The organism is Massilia sp. CF038 (genome assembly GCF_900129765.1).
Lineage (GTDB): Bacteria > Pseudomonadota > Gammaproteobacteria > Burkholderiales > Burkholderiaceae_D > Telluria_A.
The window spans coordinates 1,869,387-1,883,575 of record NZ_FQWU01000001.1; the positions used below are offsets into that span (position 1 = coordinate 1,869,387).

13 protein-coding genes are annotated in these 14,189 nt (G+C 60.2%); 7 read left to right on the forward strand and 6 right to left on the reverse strand.

Annotated elements, in window-relative coordinates:
- Nucleotides 1-315 precede the first annotated feature (315 nt).
- From BUC24_RS08500 to BUC24_RS08515, 4 genes are all read left to right on the forward strand, one after another.
- Nucleotides 316-1,017: a hypothetical protein gene (locus BUC24_RS08500; protein WP_143167425.1), complete on the forward strand. Its 702-nt coding sequence runs from the start codon at nucleotides 316-318 to the stop codon at nucleotides 1,015-1,017.
- A gap of 418 nt (nucleotides 1,018-1,435) precedes the next feature.
- Entirely contained in the window at nucleotides 1,436-1,900 is a 465-nt protein-coding gene (locus BUC24_RS08505; protein WP_073213705.1) for a hypothetical protein, read from the forward strand.
- A 163-nt stretch (nucleotides 1,901-2,063) separates the two neighbouring features.
- The gene (locus BUC24_RS08510; protein WP_073213708.1) at nucleotides 2,064-2,567 is read left to right on the forward strand and encodes an Rrf2 family transcriptional regulator; all 504 of its coding nucleotides are present in this window, start codon (nucleotides 2,064-2,066) and stop codon (nucleotides 2,565-2,567) included.
- Nucleotides 2,557-3,474: an NAD(P)/FAD-dependent oxidoreductase gene (locus tag BUC24_RS08515; RefSeq protein WP_073213710.1), complete on the forward strand. Its 918-nt coding sequence runs from the start codon at nucleotides 2,557-2,559 to the stop codon at nucleotides 3,472-3,474. Before BUC24_RS08510 ends, BUC24_RS08515 begins: the two co-directional genes overlap by 11 nt.
- Nucleotides 3,475-3,555: 81 nt before the next feature.
- Here the strand turns inward: BUC24_RS08515 and BUC24_RS26910 are convergent, their stop codons facing one another.
- Entirely contained in the window at nucleotides 3,556-3,927 is a 372-nt protein-coding gene (locus tag BUC24_RS26910) for a hypothetical protein (RefSeq protein ID WP_073213713.1), read from the reverse strand.
- A 93-nt stretch (nucleotides 3,928-4,020) separates the two neighbouring features.
- A complete protein-coding gene (locus BUC24_RS08525; protein WP_178372500.1) occupies nucleotides 4,021-5,499 on the reverse strand; it encodes an acetylxylan esterase in 1,479 nt (492 codons plus the stop codon).
- A gap of 249 nt (nucleotides 5,500-5,748) precedes the next feature.
- Here BUC24_RS08525 and BUC24_RS08530 point away from each other — a divergent pair, with 249 nt between their 5' ends.
- Nucleotides 5,749-6,315 carry a hypothetical protein gene (locus tag BUC24_RS08530; protein ID WP_143167426.1) on the forward strand — a complete coding sequence of 189 codons (567 nt, stop codon included), beginning with the start codon at nucleotides 5,749-5,751 and terminating at the stop codon, nucleotides 6,313-6,315.
- A gap of 90 nt (nucleotides 6,316-6,405) precedes the next feature.
- On the opposite strand, the gene BUC24_RS08535 is transcribed toward BUC24_RS08530, so the two are convergent.
- Both BUC24_RS08535 and BUC24_RS08540 read right to left on the reverse strand, forming a co-directional pair.
- Complete coding sequence (locus BUC24_RS08535) at nucleotides 6,406-8,181, reverse strand: DUF885 domain-containing protein (protein ID WP_073213722.1); 1,776 nt, start codon at nucleotides 8,179-8,181, stop codon at nucleotides 6,406-6,408.
- A 150-nt stretch (nucleotides 8,182-8,331) separates the two neighbouring features.
- Nucleotides 8,332-9,258 carry a LysR family transcriptional regulator gene (locus BUC24_RS08540; RefSeq protein ID WP_073213725.1) on the reverse strand — a complete coding sequence of 309 codons (927 nt, stop codon included), beginning with the start codon at nucleotides 9,256-9,258 and terminating at the stop codon, nucleotides 8,332-8,334.
- A gap of 156 nt (nucleotides 9,259-9,414) precedes the next feature.
- Between BUC24_RS08540 and BUC24_RS08545 the strand changes: the two genes are divergently transcribed.
- Both BUC24_RS08545 and BUC24_RS08550 read left to right on the forward strand, forming a co-directional pair.
- Nucleotides 9,415-10,029 carry an FMN-dependent NADH-azoreductase gene (locus BUC24_RS08545; RefSeq protein WP_073213728.1) on the forward strand — a complete coding sequence of 205 codons (615 nt, stop codon included), beginning with the start codon at nucleotides 9,415-9,417 and terminating at the stop codon, nucleotides 10,027-10,029.
- A gap of 193 nt (nucleotides 10,030-10,222) precedes the next feature.
- The gene (locus BUC24_RS08550; RefSeq protein WP_073213731.1) at nucleotides 10,223-11,776 is read left to right on the forward strand and encodes a glycoside hydrolase family 18 protein; all 1,554 of its coding nucleotides are present in this window, start codon (nucleotides 10,223-10,225) and stop codon (nucleotides 11,774-11,776) included.
- Between the two features lie 81 nt (nucleotides 11,777-11,857).
- Here the strand turns inward: BUC24_RS08550 and BUC24_RS08555 are convergent, their stop codons facing one another.
- Both BUC24_RS08555 and BUC24_RS08560 read right to left on the reverse strand, forming a co-directional pair.
- On the reverse strand, nucleotides 11,858-13,207 hold the full coding sequence (locus tag BUC24_RS08555; protein WP_073213735.1) for a DUF4785 domain-containing protein: 1,350 nt from the start codon (nucleotides 13,205-13,207) through the stop codon (nucleotides 11,858-11,860).
- Nucleotides 13,208-13,215: 8 nt separating this feature from the next.
- A complete protein-coding gene (locus BUC24_RS08560; RefSeq protein ID WP_143167427.1) occupies nucleotides 13,216-14,082 on the reverse strand; it encodes a hypothetical protein in 867 nt (288 codons plus the stop codon).
- Nucleotides 14,083-14,189 lie beyond the last annotated feature (107 nt).

Genomic DNA, 14,189 nt, shown 5'->3' on the forward strand with positions numbered 1-14,189 from the left:
TTCAGGGGTTTTTTTCGTCTAAAGCGGCTGAAACTGGCAGTGGCAGGCAGGGGCAAGCGCCTGTCTGCGTACGAGGGCTCTGTCGTTTCCGAGCGCAGGTGGCGTCGGACGGTGTTTCTTTAGAGGGCAAGGTGTCTCGCGATTTCTCTGAGGGGGACCTGCTGTAATGGCAGAACTGGATAAATTGTTAAAAAATGGCAGTCTTACGATGGATAAATTGCGCGACCTGCAAACAAAATGCGAGCACAGTTGCAGAGCTTAAACAAAAGGGGCGTGCAACGACTCAACGATGCGTATAGAGATGCGGATACTGAGATGGAATTTTATATCATGCGGAGTAGTTCGGACCCTAAGGAGATAGGCGTTTCGAACGGGATTATGCAAGCAGAAATACTCAGAAGTGGCTTTTTGAATCCTTCTAAGTATGACGATCTTATGGCAAACCTTGGTTCCAATCTTTATTGGAATCATGTCGACAAGATTCGTTCGATGGTTTTTGATGTGCAATATGCGAAGCTGTTGCCGGATGCAATCCGAACTGATTTTTTGCAATTTGGGCCAGCATTGATTAGCTGTCCGTTTTTGATTTCGACGTCCGCGAAAAACTTGTTAATGCAATTTAATTTGAGCGGTCTATCGCTTTGGCCGGCTACTGTGGCGAAAGGCAGGGAAAGATTTGACTATTTTTTGGCGTACCTTTCGCATGTCCCTGATGAGAGTATTGACTTCGGCAAGTCAGTGTTTTTTACCGGGGGTATGTTCTTGCCGAAGAATTTTCTAAAGTTTTCGGATGCAAACGAAAAACGTCAGTTCGTATCAAAAAATTACGACTTGGGATACCACTCGATCTATTCTGGCAAGGGGTTCGACTCCTCGTTAGATCTATTCGAGCTCTCCAACGCGGAGGTGCTAGTCTCTTCCCGTTTGAAAAATGCACTTGAAAAAGCGCAGCTTTCTGGGGTCCACTTCTTACCCGCGTTTGGCGAAGAAGGCGAATGGCTCAAGCTCTATTGCTAAGCATCGTAGTCGATACGGAGCAACATTTTTACTAAAGAGGCTGGTTTGAGGTCAGGTGCGGCCATCCGCCAGGGGTGCTTCAGTCATTTTATTGGGCGCAGGTTAAGCTACCTCCCGCTTGACCAGCGTCCAATCCTCTCGTTTCAAGTGTGCAGTACATTTAATTGTCTCCCCCAAACGATTCACTTCCCGCCTTTACTGTTGAGCGAGGCAAAAATTGTGCTGGCGACGTCAGCCTGAAAATTGCTGGGGTTGATGGCTTCCAAACGCTGGTGAAGGCGCGCAGCGTCGCGGTCCTGGATGGATCGACAACCGGGTTAAACCCGCGAAGTTCATCTCGCATTCGTCAACTAATGCGTTTACAGACGCAGGTGATGGCACAGCCTCTGTCGCTATCGTGATTAATTGTGGGAAATAAATGAAGTCTTTTCTTGGAAGCGCGTTGCAAATACTTTTGGTTGGCAACCTATTCGCTTGGGTAGTTCCTGTAGTCCAGTTTGCCGATAACCACTTCTTCATTGCAGTGACGGGAGAGGTTGTCAGTTCCGAGCGCGTGTATGTAACCCATAGCTCGCCCCAAGTCGGCGATTACCAAGTAGAGCTGGTGGAAGTGCGCACCGCCTATGTCTATCAAGGCAGCAATTATGTACTGAAAGTCGAAACCAGTTTAGTCGATGGCGTCGAAAAACCCCTCAGGGAAGTTCATTCTTTTTATTCTAGAGGGCGAAAGATTCTGGTTTGGATTGATCCCAACCGCCCATACGACGCGAAGCTCAGTAGAGTCATCCAAACGCCAGTTTTGGCATATATATTTTTGCTGCTTTTAATCGTGACGTTTTTCTTCTATGTGAGACTGAAAAGCGATTCATCGTTTCGCTCCTGACGGTTGCTTCGTTTCTGGCTGCGAAGGAGAACGTCGGCATGCCGAGCTGCTTGCACCAGGTAGCGCCGCAATTGCCGTGCGAGTGCACCTCGACCACAGCATCGCCACCGCCTGATGACAAAGCGACTTGACACAGCAGTCTTCATGTAATATCGTAAGTTACATGAGACGCGACAGCCGATTATCCGGAGTACTTCACATCCTCTTGCACATTGCCAGGCGAGAAGGGGCGCCCATGACATCGGAGTTGCTTGCCAAGGCCATGGAGACCAACCCCGTGGTGATTCGGCGCATCATGTCGGGTCTGCGAGACGCGGGCTACGTCCGTTCCGAAAAAGGTCACGGGGGAGGGTGGACTCTGGCTTGCGATCTCGCCCAATTAACGCTGCGCGATATTTATCTTGCTCTTGGTTCCCCCGAATTGCTCGCGATGGGCAATCGCACGGAAGCGCCCGGGTGTCTGCTTGAGCAGGCCGTCAATGGCGCCCTCAATTCCAGTTTTATGGCTGCGGAAGCGCTGCTGCTCGAGCGGTTCGGACAGGTCACTTTAGCCCAGCTTGATCTCGACGTACGGGCGCTTGAAGCTGGTCGCAAGAACCTTTCGTCGTGTCCCGCCGGCCAGCAGTTGCCATCGCAGCATTCCAAGGAATCCACACATGATGTATGACGCAATCATTGTTGGCGGTGGGCCGGCAGGCCTGTCCGCAGCGCTCGCTCTGGGGCGCGCTCGCAAACACGTGTTGCTTCTTGATGGCGGCCCCCGGCGCAACATGGCGGCACTGAAGGTACACAATTTCGTCACGCGGGACGGAGTGGCGCCGGATGAGTTCAGGCGGATCGGCAGGGAGCAGCTCGCGCATTACCCCAAGGTGGAAGTGCGTGATGCCATTGTCGAATCGATTTCAGGCGTGTGCGGCGCTTTTCAAGTCGCGCTGGCGGCCGGCCCCGTCAACGCACGACGCATCTTGTTGTGTACTGGCATGGTCGACGAGATGCTTCCGATACCAGGATTTGCACAGCTCTGGGGACACGCAATTTATCAGTGCCCGTATTGTCACGCCTGGGAATTGCAGGATCGTGCGTGGGGCTATCTTGTGCATCCGGCGCATGCACACATGCTGCTGACTTTTGCCTTGCAAGCGCGCGGATGGACGTCGGACCTGACTGTCTATACCAACAACGCCTTCGACCTGCCGGCGGAAACCAGCCGCGTTCTTGAGGAGGCAGGTATTCGGCTTGAGACGGCAGCGCTTACGCGCGTGGTCGGAACCGGGCATCAGCTGGAATCGATCGAGCTCGCAAGCGGCGAGCGCGTGGCGTGTGTGGCGCTGTTTGTGCATCCCCCACAGCATCAGACGCGCTTGATCCAGGCACTGGGCCTCGCATTGGATGATCAAGGTTACGTGTCGTTCGATCCAATGAAGCGCGAGACATCGGTGCGCGGAATATATGCTGCGGGCGACCTGACGACGCGGATGCAAGGTGCAATTCACGCGGCCGCCGCGGGCGCGCACGCTGCTGCGATGCTCAATGCCGAACTGACCTCTGAGATGATTTTGAAGCGGACTGTTTGACGGGGCGGAAGGCCGGCTCGCGTTTCCAGTGTGGCAGTCCGGATGTCAGGTGCTGTATGTGTGCCATGCCTAGCTCGAGAATCAATACACCTCGAATCGATCTTCGTATTTGAACTTTAACGGGTCTGGCGTACTTCCATCGAAGAGAACCGGAATGGAGATTGCAGACCAATCAGTGGCACAATCTTCCAAATCCGGCACAAACCAACTGACGACATAATGCCACGACGCTCCGTCGCCCTTTAGCGCGCATGCGTCAAACTTTGGCTCAAAGGGCTGAACTTCCGCAAGCATGCGTTGCACTGCGATCCTTGAGTTGGCAATTGCAATTCGCGGCGAGAGCGGCGGAAACTCTGCGTGTTCCAACCACTGCGGCGCGCGTTTCAAGCAGGCCGGCGAGATTGAGAATCTATACCCGAAGTCTTCGTTCCAATATGTGTAATGCGTAATCATGTGTGCGTCGGTCCTGAATAATGTCCTGCGTGGACTGGGAAGGCGTTCAGTGCCCTGTTTCGCCAAGCTGGGGGCGCGGTGATTGTTCATCGTTCAATTGGACTTCGTTGACGAAATTCCGGCAGCATGAAGGATGAACGCTTCGATTAGCATGTCCTGTACCCCCGACGTCTCGTGGCCCTGGTCCGTCGCCAACACCAGCTCCTTGCGGGCAGTAATCAGATTGTAGGCGGCAAAGGTGGACGTTGGCGGCGTCACCGTGTCGTTATAACCCCAGGTGTAAAAGCCGGGCGTACGCAGGCGCCGCGCGAAGTTGGCCGTATCGTAGTAAGCGGTCGTGATTAACTTTGCTTCTATCGGTTCGTCCGAGCGCGTCCCATTGGCGCCGGGTTTGAACAAATGCGGCCAGCCACCGGTGCCGCCGGCCGCGTAGCCGGACACGTCGCTATACGCAGGATAGCTTGCAGCCAGCGCTGTGACGCGTTTGTCCAGCGCCGCCGTCATGATCGACAATTGCCCGCCTTGGCTGCCACCTGTCACGATTAAATGACGCCGGTCCCATTTTTGATGGCGCGCCAAAAAGTCGGCAGCGCGCAGCACCCCAAGGTACACGCGGCGGAAGTAATAATGGTTGCGGTCATCAATGCGGAAGCGGCTATAGTCGGCCAGCCCACCGCGGCCCAAATCTTCGTACACGGCCGGTGGCAGATTGACGGGAATGCCATGGATGCCAACTTGCAGGGTAATCATGCCCTTCGCGGCCAGCGTCAGCGCGCCATTGTAGGGGCGCACGCCCGCGCCCGGCACCGAAAGCAGGGCGGGGAAAGGGCCGGCGCCACGCGGCACTGCAAGCACACCGTAAAAGTGGCTGGGCCCGGCATAGTTACCGACATTTTGGAAGCGCAGATAGGACACCTCGATCGCAGCGCTGGATAATTCTGGCGCCGGTGTTAATTCCCATGCTGGCGCGATCTTATCAAGGGCGGCGCGCTGCTGATCCCAGAAGGCATCGAAGTCGGCCGGGTCTCGCTGGCTGGCCGCAATCTGCTGCGGTGCGAATCCCAGCGTGGCGCTGCTGATCAGGCTCTTTCCGTCAATCTCGACCCGTGCAATGCACCGCACAAAGCCAGCGTGCGCTTGCGCAGGCACGGCAATGTCCGCGCCTTGTTCCGGGACGATCATTTCGCGCTCCGGTCCTTCGCGCATGTCCGGTCCCAACCTATAGCGCAGCTTGAAGCCCTCGGCAGGGTAGGGGCTGCGCGCCAACCGGACGCGCATCGTGGCCGGCGTATTCAGCGGGTACGTCCAGTCATTGCGATCGGGTACGAGTGTAAGCGGGTTTTCGGGCAGAGCCGCGCCGACAGGCAAAAAGCGAAGGGGCGCCGCTGCTGCGGAAGCGTTTTCCTTCGCATGGGAAAAAGGCGCGCTGACAATCAGAATGAGTAGGAGAGGAAGAATCTTGTTCACGCTTGCTCGCTGGTGGATTGGGGGAGGCAAGACTGACCGACCTGAGTAGTGACCCAACATGGTACCCCACTTCCTTTTGAAAGGCGGGCTGGGGTCAGAAATCATTACAAAGTACGCAACCACAAGCGTGGTGATACACACCGTGCCGTGCACATGGTTTGAATTCCTCGGGCTCAGCCCCCAACTGCCAACGCCATTCAGACACTGGCAAAATATCCTCCGCCAGTATCCTGAGGAAGCCGCCGGCCGGGAACGAACCGGTCCTGTCAAGCGCGTCAATTGCAGCGAACAGGAATGCGAGACTGATCGTGTCATGCGCGGGCACAGTTCCTGCGCATCGCATTGCCGGTCCGGATGGAAGAAAGCCTGAAATCCGCGAGTAGGTTAAGATTTGCGCTTGCCTTACGGGTGCCATTCGCAGGAGTATCGAAAATTTTACAATCGTTCGTCATCGCCGCCGTGCGCAAGCCAAGGCTGACTATTGCTCTCGTATTACTGTTCATGGTCGCCCTGGCCAGTACCATGACTTATGCTGGTTTTCTGGTGGTCGGGGTAGTTGCTGAACATCTCGGCACTGGTCGCGCTTTGGCAGGACTGCTGTTGGGCATTATATTTGCACGAATTCCGCGCATCAGCAAAGGCAAGCTGCAGACGGTGGGGCTGTTGCCCAAGCCTGCGCGTCTGCCAATCATGGTGGGCTTGCTGACCCTCTGCCTGGTGACGTTCCTGTCACGCGGTGACTACGTGGCGGTGGTCTTTGCCGGCATTGCGATGGCCTTTATTCTCACCTTTCCGTGGATTAAGCGCGCTGTATCCGGTCGAGTGTTATCGTCCATTTTCCGACCCGCCACGAATGCGCATCGTCCCCAACAGGCTGACGACACAGTGATTGACGTTGAGTTCCGGGAAAAGAAGGATTAAAAAACGCAAGGTCCCCGGCGCCTGCGCCTGCAATGGCCGGGCGCGGTCCCCTGACTGCGATGCCCAGCCTGCGTTGACGCGCCGCAGCGATTACTGCGGCTTGGACGGCACGAACTCATCCATTACCGCCTTGCGCAACAGCCCTGGCGGTACCAGGCCCTGCGCCAGCACGAAGTCGTTGAACTTCTGACGGTTGAATCGGCCACCCATCGCCACCTCGGCCGCCTGGCGTGTTTCCATCAGGCGCTGGTAACCATAGAAGTAGGCGGTGGCCTGGCCCGGCGCGCGGAACGTATAGCGCTGCACCTCTTGTGTCGCCATGCCCTCGGACAGGCCGACCTCCTGCATCAGGAAGGTCTTCACACCCTCGGGCGTGATCTCACCCAGGTTGACCATCGGATCGAGGAAGGCGCGCGCGGCGCGCATGCCCCGTGCCTGCAGTGCGAACAGCTGGCCGTCGAGCGGCTCGTAAGGCTGCATTTCCGCTTCGGCATACAGGGCCCAGCCTTCGACGTTGACGCTGTTGAAGGCAAACACCGCGCGCGCCGTCGACACCCCGGTCTCGATCATTTTTGCAAATTGCATCTCATGGCCCGGGCGCGCCTCGTGCGCCGTGATCGACCAGGTGCCCGCCTGGTGGGTGAAATCGTCGAACACCAGTTGCTTGCCCGCTGCGTCGGGCGGCATGCCGGTGGTCAGTACGAATTCACCGTACTCGCCGGTATTGCCGATCAGGCGCGGAGGACTCATGTGCGGCGCCGGCTGCGCTGCATTCTCGGCCATCGTCGCCAGACGGATCACAGCGCGCCGCTCGGGCAGGGTGACCACGTTTTGCTCACGCGCTGCCTTTTCCAGCGCAGCCAGGCGCTCGGCATACAGCGGCATCACCTGCTCGGTGGGGATCTGCTGCTTTTTCAGTTCGAGCATGACGGCGCGGTAGTCGGCATTGTTAAAGCCGCGCTCTTTTGCCACCAGGTTGGCCGTGATCTGCATCTGGTTGCGGATTTCCGCGAACGAGGTGAGTGACTTCGCGATCAGTTCCTGCGGACTGATGTCGACGCCGAAATTTTTCAGGTTGTCGGCATAGACTTCCGGCGGCAGTCGATGATCAGCGCGGGCGCGCGGCAGGATCTCTGCCTTCACGCGCGCGTTGTAGGCCGTCAGCTGCTTTTCCAGCGCATCGAAACGTGGCTCCCAGCCTTTCAATGCACTCTTGGCCAGCAGCTCGCGCATGCCCTTGAGCAAAGTGGGGAAGTCGTTGATCGACTGTTCGACCTGACCTTTGTACGGTCCGAGCAGTTTCGGGTTCGCTTTCAGGCGTTCCTGCAGGCGTTCGTGGGCCAGTTCAGTCATTGGCCGATATCCTTTCACCAGCCCCGCATACTTGTCCAGGCGTGACAGCAAGCTTTGCTGGCGCGCGACCGGGATGCGCGGGTCGAGCGTCGAGCGTACGACGCCGAACATCATCCGGGTCAGGTCCTGGTAGGGCATGAAGTACTTGCGCTGCAGGGCCGCCGTCTTGAGCTGGTCCTGGGCCTTGTCGATCAGGATCTGCAGGTCTTGCCTGACCTTGTTGTCGGTCTCGCCGGCCAAGCGCTTTTGCAGTTGCACGATGGCTGCGCGCAGGTCACGGTTGGATGCTTCGAACTGGTCGCGCGACAGGTCGACGATCTGCTCGTCGTAGCCCTCGACGCCGAGCGTGCTGGCGCTCTCGGGAGAGTACTTTGCGAGGACGTGCAGCAAGACCTTGGCATTGGTATTGCTCTTCGTGACCCATGCTGGTTCGGCGGCCGAGGCGGGCAGGGACAGGGCAGCGACGAGCATGCCGAGCAGGGCGGTTTTGGCAAAGGGAAGCTTGGTCAGCATGCGATTCCTCGTGAAAAAGTATGTTGTATGGACTGAAGCTATGGCGACAGCCGCCGCAGGGCACCATTATGCCGCGACTTGCCCCCAGACGGACGCGATCGCGAATACGCGGCGACCAAGCCGGCAATGTGGCAATCCGGCCAGGAGGACTCAGGCCGGCGGCGTCGGCCCTGTTGTCGCTGCGGCATTGGTGCGCGCGCGCAGTTCCTCCAGCAGCCAGCGTCCAGCCGGGCCCAGGGGCCGCTCGCGCAGGTGCGCGGCATGAATCGGCAAGCCCTCGCGCGGCGACGCATCGTCCGCGAAGGTCAGTTCGACCAAATGCCCGCTTGCAATGTGCTCGAGCACCAGGTGCTCAGGCATTCGGCACCAGCCGAATCCGGCAAGCAGAAAGTCAAGGCGCCGTCCAAGGTCGACGAAGCGCCAAAGCCGCGAACCGACAATGCCGAAGTTCCCGGCGTCCGGTGCAACCGGATCGGACAGCACCAACTGGATGTAGGGCTCAAGCGCGTCGCGCGTGAGGGGACCGATGATGGCTGCCAGCGGATGCGTCGCCGCCACGACCGGCACCATGCGCACTCGAAACAGGGCAGTGGCGTCCAGATCGGCAGGCACCGATGGCAGCAGCACGCAAACGCCCAGCGCGGCAGTGCCGGCCCGCAAGCGCCGCAGGGAGCCGCCCAGTCCCTCGGTCGAGAAGCTCAGTTGCAGGTTGGGGAAACGTGTGCCGAGCGCGCGCAGGCTGTCGGCCAACGGTGCGCTGGGCACCAGGGGATCGATGGCAATGACGAGCTCAGGCTCGATGCCGGCGCGCATGTCCGCCGCCGCCGCGGCAAAGCGCTCAGCGCTGGCCAGCACCAGGCGCGCCTGGCCCAGCAGCACCCTGCCGGCCTGCGTCAGACGCGGACGGTGGCCGCCGCGCTCGAACAAGCGCACACCCTGCAGTTCCTCGAGCGTAAAGATGGCCTGGCTGATCGCCGACTGCACGCGCCCGAGTCGACGGGCAGCGGCGGAAAAGCTGCCGGTGTCATCGATGGCCACCAGGATGCGCAATTGGTCCAATGTGAAGTTGCCGATCATGCCGTCCTCTGTTCGATCATAAATAACGATAGAATCTATCATTATTTAATCACTTCCGCTGATGGTTCTCCAAGGGCATAGTGTGCCTGCCAGGCCGGGGTTACGCGGCCGATTGTCGGCTTCGGCCCTGGCCTGTATTCGGTAGAGCACAAGACCATGACCAAGCTTCTCGTAATTGAAACCAGCCCGCGCGGCGAGCGCTCGGTGTCGCGCGCCATGACCAGCCGCTTCATCTCAACCTGGCAGGTGGCACACCCTCACGGCACTGTCATGCGGCGCGACCTGGCCGATGCGCCCCCGGGCTTCATCGACGCCGAATGGCTGCAGGCGTATTTCACCCCGCAGCCACAGCAGACAGCCGAAATGCGGGAAACTCTGCGCCTGTCGGACGCGCTCGTGGCGGAACTGCTGGATGCCGATCACCTGGTGATTGCCACCCCTGTCTACAACTACAATGTGCCGGCCGCGCTGAAATCCTGGGTCGACCATATTGTCCGAAAGGGCATCACGCTTGGCTTTGACGGCGCGCCGCTGGTGCACGGGAAGCGTGCCACGCTCCTGATTGCATCAGGGGCAAGCTATGGCGCAGACTCGCCGATCCGTGAGCGCGATATCGCCACGCGCTGGTTACAGCTGGTGTTGGGGATCATTGGCATAGCCGATGTCAGCGTGGTGGCCGGCGGCGGCGCCAAGGCGGTCGATCTGGGTGCGATGACGATGGCGGCGTTTGTCGACGCGCATGAGGCAGATGTCGTGAAGGCAGCGCAGTAGAGGCGTTTCCGCAGGTTTTGCAGCGGCCGCCTCGGTTGGCTGCACGTGGAATCCGTATCCGATCCGTACATCAAGGCAGGCTATCGTGTCTGCTTGCTCGCCACACGGGCGGCAACGGCCGCGGGATGTGCTCCGCTGAGGTGGGCGTCATGATCGCGGCATGCAATCGCTACTGAGCCCGAGGAACCCGATAATGACCAATCCACGCACACGTCTCGCCAGCGCACTGGCAACGATGCTTGCCTGCGCCAGCATCGCGCCCGCATACGCCGTTGGCGCCGCGCCGGCCCAGCGCGTACAAGCCTACTATGGCGGCTACGCCTGGCACCTGCCCGACTACCAGGCGCCGCAACACGTCGACATGCGTACCATGACGCACTTTGTCTTTGCCCGCATTGGCCCTGGCGGCGGTCAGGGCGGTGGCGCGCCCGGGGACGTGGTACTCGGCGCCACGGATGCCCAGACCCGCACCGACATCGGCCCCGGTGCGCCCGGCAAGACGGTCGAAGACTACATGATCGGGCGCGCCCACCAGGTGGGAACCAAGGCCATGATCATGCTGGGCGGCGCAGGTGATAATGACGGCTTCCGCGTCTCGACCCAGCCAGCCGTGCGCGCCCGCTTCGTCAAACGGCTGGTGGACTATGCGGTGGCGCACGATTACGATGGCATCGATGTCGACTGGGAAGGCATTCCGCAATCGGCTACCGGGGATCAGGACTTGCTTGAGGCGCTGCTGCGCGAACTGCGCGCCGAAGCGGCCACCCGGCCGCGCTATCAGAGCAAGCCATTCCTGATCTCGTTTGCGGCCGATGCGCTCAACCCCAATTACCAGAGGGTGCTGCCGCACCACGCGCGCGTGGCCGCTCTGGTGGACTTTTTTGACGTCATGACCTACGGTATGGCGTGGTTTGGCGATGGCTGGAACACCAGTACCTTTGCGCCGATCAACGGCCGCGCTGGCAACCGCCCGCTGGATGTGGCCAATTCCCTTGCCATGTACGAAGCAGGCGGCGTGCCACGTGCGAAGATGGCATTGGGTATCGGGTTCTACGGTATGAGCTACAAGCCGCCCTACACCAGGCCGGACCAGCCCACCAGTGGCGATGCCAGTGCATTTTCCGCCAACGACGTGCTGTGGAATTACACGCAGCTGAACAAGCACGGCTATCTCACCCGCGGCACTTTCGTGTTCGACCAGGTAGCGCAGATGGGTTACCGTAGTTATGCGCAGGGTTATACGCCCGCCACACGGCCATCCACCACCAGCGGCTATATCAGCTACGAAGATGAACGCAGCATCGCCGCCAAAGGTGCATGGTCGCGCAGCACGCGCAGCGGCGAAGGCGCCGCCGGCACCATCGTGTGGCTGATTAACTACGGCAGTACCGATGGGGTCAATAACCCCTTGATGGCCGCCGTGAAGAAGGGATTTCTTGAGCCTGGGACAACGCCCGATCCGACCCCGCCCAGCGGCATGAAACTCAGTATCAGCACCACCATGGGGAACGATTGGACGCAAGGTTACTGCGCTACGATCAATGTGCGCAACATCGGCCAGAGCGCCGGCGAATGGGTCGTGGCGCAGCCATTCAAGGACCGCATTACAGCACTGTGGAACGGCAAGTACGTGGTGGCAAACGCGGTGCTGACGCTGCGCGGGGAAGAGTGGAACAAGCGAATCGATCCGGGACAGCTGCGCCAGGTGGGATTTTGCGCCACCCGCAGCGCGGCCAAACTGCGCTGATGTCGCAGGCGCACTGAGGCACTTGCGTCCTGCACTGGCGGTAAAGCGCGCGCCGACACCTGTGCGGGCGCGCACCTGTTGTTAAGGTTTGACCCGTGCGTCCGCTGCCTGCTTCATTTTCGATGGCGCCGGCGCCACGCTGCGCCGGCCGCTGCGCAGCACATCGCGTTCGTCGATCGTCACGCCGCGCTGCTGACGCTGCAGCAGGCCCATTCGTCCTTGGTCGAGCAGTGTCAGGTCGCGCAACTCGAAGGGCCCGCGTGCGCCGGCCATGACTGCCGCATCGTATTCGAGCGTTATGCTGCCGGTACCGGCGTTCATCCACTGCGCGGCATGCGCCATGGCCACTGGCTGCATGACGCCGCCACGCATGCCGTACAACTGGGCGCGCACCTCGTAGCGGCCCGGGGCACCCACGTCGACGCCAAGGCGCACGCCCACTGCATCCTGCACATTGAGCATGCTGACGGCGCCGTTCAAGCGCGCGACCGGCATGGCCACCCCAAACGCGTAGCGCAATGAACGCATCACGGTCTGGCCTGCCACTGTGGCACTGGATGTGGCATGCACCTCCCACAGGCCCGGGCTGGGCGCTTCGTTCGCATCCAGCACCAGGGTGGCGCCGGGCCTGCCATCGGTGCGCGTGTGGAACGCCAGCGGGAACATGCGTCCGCCAGGCGACGTGACATAGCCCTCCAGCTTGCCGATTGCATGGCGGCGCTCGCCATTGCCAGCCACTTGTTCGACGAGATCAGGCAGCACCACGAGCTGCTGCCCGTGCAGATAGTTAGGGGCCCCGGTCTGCAATGTGAAGGCTACTTTGCTGTCTGGTTCGACCACGTTGATCAGGTAACGGCCGCTGCCGCGATTGGCGCCGCTACTGAGTTTGAATGCGCCGCTGCCCAGTTTGGGGTCAAGCCGGAAGGCCGAGGTGCCAGGGCCAAAAGCGCTGCCCGCCTTGCTCATCTGCTCGGCAGAGACAAGCAGGTCCATGCCGCTGCCGGCAGCAAAGCTGCGTCCGCCTGCGTCACGCACGGTGAGTGATAGGGGTGCCACGGCTTGTTTCTCCGCCGTGCCGGGTGCTGCGATTGGCTGAATGCGCACCAGTGCGCGCGGGGCGCTGGTGTGGATATCGACGCCGGCAGCCAGGTCATCGGCCGACACCTCCTGATAGTACTCGCGGCTTTGCCCGACAAAGGGAACCGGCGCGGCGCTGGGGGCCTGGGTGGCCCAGTTCAGGGAAACCGGCTCTGGCCGGGTGTTCGGTGCCCCTGCGCTTTTCTGCATGGCCGATGGTGCGACGACGGCAGTTGACGCAAGGTCGCCGCTTTGGGGCGGGAGCAGCTGGGGGCGGGCAGTGGCTGCGCCCGCGGCGAGAAGGGCGGCCAGCATGACAGTGTGACGCAACGTTCCGGTTTGTTTGGTGTGCATGGCGTTCCTCACAGATCGTTGCGCAAAATGGTGTCCAGGCCGAAGCACTGGCGCCGGCTTTGGTTGTGCGACAGCGGTTCGCCGCCGATGGTCCTGGCTTTGTCATAAAACCAGTTGCTGCCGGCCCCGGCGGCACTGCTGCAGTTAATGAAACCGTCCGAGCAGCTGTTCAGCCAGGCCTGGGTCACTTCCAGGCCCACGTTCAGGCCGTATCCGCCGCAGTAGCTGTCGCCGTCCAGCGGCGAGGTGTCGACGTCGGTGCCCACCACGCTGTAGAAAGGTTTGGGCAGAGCCGGGCGCCCCGCGGTCCCGTAGAGCCAGTTGGCGTTGTAGCTGGCCATCCACGACACTTGCTGCTGGCGCACCGCGTCGCTCTTGTAGCCCAGCAGCCAGCCGAGCGACGATTCGAACACGTTGCCGCTGATGGTCGCGTCGGCCAGCGGCGTGCCCAGCGAGGAGGGCGCAATCGCATTCACCCAGCGGATGGCCTTGATGATGGCCGGGTAGCGGCTGTCGCGGGTCGGGTTGGACATGAGCCAGCGCACCACATTGCCACCGTTGGAATGGCTCTCGACGACCAGGTCGGTAATGTTGTTATTGACGATGAAGGGGTATAACTGGTCTGCCAGGCAGCCGGAGGCACCCGCAGCCCACATGTATTGGCTGAAGTCGCAGTTGATCACGATGACCAGATTGCGGTTCGGCAGCCCTTGCCTGACCGAGTCGATCATGGCTTGAGTCCAGTATTCCTTGGCCGCGTCCGGGTGGTGACCGGTGCCATGCACAAAGGCCAGGCCGGTATTGCCGGCGGCGGCTGCCGTCAAGACGCTCAGCAGCGCCGCTCCCAGCAAGGGGCGCATCATATTTTTTATCATTTTATTGGTCATCCATATCTCCATGGTTCTTCGCGACAATCGCCGTTTGATGCTAGGCGCATGCCAATTACTGATCGTGTACAGATGCCGATTTCGCCAATTATTTC